At 46.6% G+C, this 5,535-nt stretch carries 2 tRNA genes and 3 rRNA genes; all 5 read left to right on the top strand.

Annotated features, from left to right (window positions below):
- The first annotated feature begins 336 nt into the window (after nt 1–336).
- A 16S ribosomal RNA gene (locus N0B16_RS14065) occupies nt 337–1,853 on the top strand.
- Between the two features lie 180 nt (nt 1,854–2,033).
- Nucleotides 2,034–2,107: transfer RNA gene (locus tag N0B16_RS14070), tRNA-Ile, on the top strand.
- Nucleotides 2,108–2,210: 103 nt separating this feature from the next.
- Nucleotides 2,211–2,284, top strand: a tRNA-Ala gene (locus N0B16_RS14075).
- A gap of 158 nt (nt 2,285–2,442) precedes the next feature.
- Nucleotides 2,443–5,206 (top strand): 23S ribosomal RNA (locus N0B16_RS14080).
- 215 nt (nt 5,207–5,421) lie between these two features.
- Nucleotides 5,422–5,529, top strand: a 5S ribosomal RNA gene (rrf, locus tag N0B16_RS14085).
- Together the 16S, 23S and 5S rRNA genes with 2 tRNA genes alongside form the textbook arrangement of a ribosomal RNA operon.
- Nucleotides 5,530–5,535: the final 6 nt, after the last annotated feature.

The raw sequence follows: 5,535 nt of genomic DNA on the forward strand, positions 1-5,535 counted from the left end.
CGGATTTAAAATAGATATTTAATTTTTGGTTAAAAAATTTGGTATTGATAAAAAGGTTTGTATCTTTGCAGTCCGGTAAAACGGGGCGCAGGAGTGGGTAATGATTGTAAGGTTTAAGGATTTTGGGTTTTAAAAAAAACTTTAAAATTTCTTCAAAAAACATTTGGTCATTACGGAATTAATTTTTACTTTTGCACACGCAAATACGGCAAAGCCCAACGACAGAAAAGGGTGGCCGGGGAAGCGAAAGAGAAGAGATCATTGAAACATAGATATAACAACCAAGTAAGGAAAAACTAAAGCGTAATAATAACTTTGAGTGAGTCAGACAAACATACAATGGAGAGTTTGATCCTGGCTCAGGATGAACGCTAGCGGGAGGCCTAACACATGCAAGCCGAGCGGTAGAGATTCTTCGGAATCTTGAGAGCGGCGTACGGGTGCGGAACACGTGTGCAACCTGCCTTTATCAGGGGGATAGCCTTTCGAAAGGAAGATTAATACCCCATAATATATTTGATGGCATCATTAGATATTGAAAACTGAGGTGGATAGAGATGGGCACGCGCAAGATTAGATAGTTGGTGAGGTAACGGCTCACCAAGTCAATGATCTTTAGGGGGCCTGAGAGGGTGATCCCCCACACTGGTACTGAGACACGGACCAGACTCCTACGGGAGGCAGCAGTGAGGAATATTGGACAATGGGTGAGAGCCTGATCCAGCCATCCCGCGTGAAGGACGACGGCCCTATGGGTTGTAAACTTCTTTTATACTGGGATAAACCTACTTACGTGTAAGTAGCTGAAGGTACAGTATGAATAAGCACCGGCTAACTCCGTGCCAGCAGCCGCGGTAATACGGAGGGTGCAAGCGTTATCCGGATTTATTGGGTTTAAAGGGTCCGTAGGCGGATCTGTAAGTCAGTGGTGAAATCTCATAGCTTAACTATGAAACTGCCATTGATACTGCAGGTCTTGAGTAAGGTAGAGGTAGCTGGAATAAGTAGTGTAGCGGTGAAATGCATAGATATTACTTAGAACACCAATTGCGAAGGCAGGTTACCATGTCTTAACTGACGCTGATGGACGAAAGCGTGGGGAGCGAACAGGATTAGATACCCTGGTAGTCCACGCCGTAAACGATGCTAACTCGTTTTTGGGTTTTCGGATTCAGAGACTAAGCGAAAGTGATAAGTTAGCCACCTGGGGAGTACGTTCGCAAGAATGAAACTCAAAGGAATTGACGGGGGCCCGCACAAGCGGTGGATTATGTGGTTTAATTCGATGATACGCGAGGAACCTTACCAAGGCTTAAATGGGAATTGACAGGCTTAGAAATAGGCTTTTCTTCGGACAATTTTCAAGGTGCTGCATGGTTGTCGTCAGCTCGTGCCGTGAGGTGTTAGGTTAAGTCCTGCAACGAGCGCAACCCCTGTCACTAGTTGCTAACATTCAGTTGAGGACTCTAGTGAGACTGCCTACGCAAGTAGAGAGGAAGGTGGGGATGACGTCAAATCATCACGGCCCTTACGCCTTGGGCCACACACGTAATACAATGGCCGGTACAGAGGGCAGCTACCAGGTGACTGGATGCGAATCTCGAAAGCCGGTCTCAGTTCGGATTGGAGTCTGCAACTCGACTCTATGAAGCTGGAATCGCTAGTAATCGCGCATCAGCCATGGCGCGGTGAATACGTTCCCGGGCCTTGTACACACCGCCCGTCAAGCCATGGAAGTCTGGGGTACCTGAAGTCGGTGACCGTAACAGGAGCTGCCTAGGGTAAAACAGGTAACTAGGGCTAAGTCGTAACAAGGTAGCCGTACCGGAAGGTGCGGCTGGAACATCTCATTTTAGAGCGTCTTAAAGACGATAAACAAATTTAGGTACTTAAGTGTACCATGTACTTGCTTAAAGTACGCTTTAGTTTTTTTATTGGTTGCTTATATTATAGAAATACAAAACCCACTAGAAATTAGTAACAGGGAAGAGAGATAATTAACGATTATTAATTAATAATTATTAATTAGAGAGAGTCTCGTAGCTCAGCTGGTTAGAGCGCTACACTGATAATGTAGAGGTCGGCAGTTCGAGCCTGCCCGAGACTACTAATTACAGGGATTAAGGGATTAAAGCATTGAAAGATTAAAATATTAGCGGATGTTAATTTTTAATTATTGAATCTTTTAATCATTTAGTCTGCACCTAGAGGGGGAATTAGCTCAGCTGGCTAGAGCGCCTGCCTTGCACGCAGGAGGTCAAGGGTTCGACTCCCTTATTCTCCACAGTTTTGGGGACTTAATTTAAAAGTTACGGATAGAGCCAAAAACAATATCTGTTCATTAAGTTTCCAGGAAGACATTAGATCATTGACATTAACGGTAAGAACATCACAAAGAGAAAACCGAGCACTTATAAGTGCTTGAGTAACCTATATAATAGGAAAGAAATCGTTAAGGGCGTATGGCGGATGCCTAGGCTTTCAGAGGCGAAGAAGGACGCGGTAAGCTGCGAAAAGCTCGGGGGATTGGCACACACGAATTGATCCCGAGATGTCCGAATGGGGCAACCCGTCTGGTTGAAGACCAGTCACTCTAATTTATTAGAGAGCAAACCCGGAGAACTGAAACATCTAAGTACCCGGAGGAAAAGAAATCGAAGAGATTCCGTAAGTAGTGGCGAGCGAACGCGGATTAGCCCAAAAGTCTTTATATGTTTAAAAGAATGTTCTGGAAAGAACAGCCATAGAGGGTGATAGCCCCGTATTTGAAAGGCATATTTAGATGATAAATGAGTAGGGCGGGACACGTGAAATCCTGTCTGAATATGGGGGGACCATCCTCCAAGGCTAAATACTCCTGAAAGACCGATAGTGAACAAGTACTGTGAAGGAAAGGTGAAAAGCACTTCGAATAGAAGGGTGAAATAGAACCTGAAACCGTACGCCTACAAGCGGTCGGAGCCCACAAGTTGGGTGACGGCGTGCCTTTTGCATAATGAGCCTACGAGTTAATGTTACTAGCGAGGTTAAGGACTTCAGGTCCGGAGCCGGAGCGAAAGCGAGTCTGAATAGGGCGCATAGTTAGTAGTATTAGACGCGAAACCTTGTGATCTACCCATGGGCAGGTTGAAGCTTTGGTAACACAAAGTGGAGGACCGAACCGGTTGACGTTGAAAAGTCTTCGGATGACCTGTGGGTAGGGGTGAAAGGCCAATCAAACTGGGAGATAGCTCGTACTCCCCGAAATGCATTTAGGTGCAGCGTCGATTTATAGTTTATTAGAGGTAGAGCGACTGATTGGATGCGGGGGAGTCAAATCCTACCAATTCCTGACAAACTCCGAATGCTAATAAATGATGGTCGGCAGTGAGGGCGCGGGTGCTAAGGTCCGTGTCCGAGAGGGAAAGAACCCAGACCAACAGCTAAGGTCCCCAAATATATGTTAAGTTGAAGCAACGCGGTTGGACTGCATTGACAGCTAGGATGTTGGCTTGGAAGCAGCCATTCATTTAAAGAGTGCGTAACAGCTCACTAGTCGAGCGGTCCGGCATGGATAATAATCGGGCATAAACATATTACCGAAGCTATGGATTTATACCTTAGGGGTATATCTGGTAGGGGAGCATTCTGTTTGCACAGAAGCAGCAGCGTGAGCTGTTGTGGAGCGTACAGAAAAGAAAATGTAGGCATAAGTAACGATAAAGGGGGCGAGAAACCCCCTCACCGAAAGACTAAGGTTTCCTCAGCCATGCTAATCAGCTGAGGGTTAGTCGGGACCTAACGCGAACCCGAAAGGGGTAGTGGATGGACAATGGGTTAATATTCCCATACTTGCTCACACTAAAAAGGGGACGGAGTGACGTAGCTACTGGAGACTGACGGAATAGTCAAGACCTAGCCTTCGGGCGAAGTTGTTGTAGTGAACTCGCTTCCAAGAAAAGCCGAAGTGAAGCAACCCGTACCAAAACCGACACAGGTAGTCGAGGAGAGAATCCTAAGGTGCTAGAGTGAATCATGGTTAAGGAACTAGGCAAAATAGTCTCGTAACTTCGGAAGAAGAGACGCCATCAGCAATGGTGGCCGCAGTGAAGAGGCCCAGGCGACTGTTTATCAAAAACACAGGACTCTGCTAAATCGAAAGATGCTGTATAGGGTCTGACACCTGCCCGGTGCTGGAAGGTTAAGGAAGGGCGTTAGCAGCAATGCGAAGCGTTTGACTGAAGCCCCAGTAAACGGCGGCCGTAACTATAACGGTCCTAAGGTAGCGAAATTCCTTGTCGGGTAAGTTCCGACCTGCACGAATGGTGTAACGATCTGGGCACTGTCTCAACCATGAGCTCTGTGAAATTGTAGTATCGGTGAAGATGCCGATTACCCGCAATGGGACGAAAAGACCCTGTGAACCTTTACTATAACTTCGTATTGACTTTGAGTAAGTAATGTGTAGGATAGGTGGGAGACTTTGAAGCCGGCACGCTAGTGTTGGTGGAGTCAACGTTGAAATACCACCCTTTACTTACTTGGAGCCTAACTTCTTTTAGAAGGACATTGCGTGGTGGGTAGTTTGACTGGGGTGGTCGCCTCCAAAAGAGTAACGGAGGCTTTCAAAGGTACCCTCAGCACGCTTGGTAACCGTGCGTAGAGTGTAATGGCATAAGGGTGCTTGACTGTGAGACCTACAAGTCGATCAGGTGCGAAAGCAGGACATAGTGATCCGGTGGTTCCGTATGGAAGGGCCATCGCTCATAGGATAAAAGGTACTCCGGGGATAACAGGCTAGTCTCCCCCAAGAGCTCACATCGACGGGGAGGTTCGGCACCTCGATGTCGGCTCGTCACATCCTGGGGCTGGAGAAGGTCCCAAGGGTTGGGCTGTTCGCCCATTAAAGTGGCACGCGAGCTGGGTTCAGAACGTCGTGAGACAGTTCGGTCTCTATCTATTGCGGGCGTTAGATGTTTGAGAGGGCTTGATTCTAGTACGAGAGGACCGAATTGAACAAACCTCTGGTGTATCAGTTGTTCCGCCAGGAGCACCGCTGAGTAGCTACGTTTGGAAGAGATAAGCACTGAAAGCATATAAGTGCGAAACTCGCCTCAAGATGAGACATCTTTTAAGGGTCGTTGGAGATGACGACGTTGATAGGCTACAGGTGTAAAGTTGGTAACAGCATAGCCGAGTAGTACTAATTACCCGTAGATTTATAGCCTATTACAAAAGGAATAGGTGATCTAAAATGAGAAATCATCAATATATCATCAAATTAAGAAAACCTCAAGACTTATAAGTGCAAAAAAGGTTTTGTCTTTGTGAACGTTTTTATCGATTAAAACAGGGATCAGGAAATAGATGAAAGGTAAAAGGAAGCAGTAATCGCTCAACCGGAAACCCTCACCTAAACCCTCGAACCTTATATACCTTCTTTAGGGTGGTTTTAGCGGTGGGGCTCACCTGTTCCCATTCCGAACACAGAAGTTAAGCCCACCAGCGCCGATGGTACTGCGAAAGCGGGAGAGTAGGTCGCCGCCAGTCTTTTTT

The organism is Chryseobacterium gilvum (assembly GCF_025628965.1).
Classification (GTDB): Bacteria; Bacteroidota; Bacteroidia; order Flavobacteriales; family Weeksellaceae; genus Chryseobacterium; species Chryseobacterium gilvum.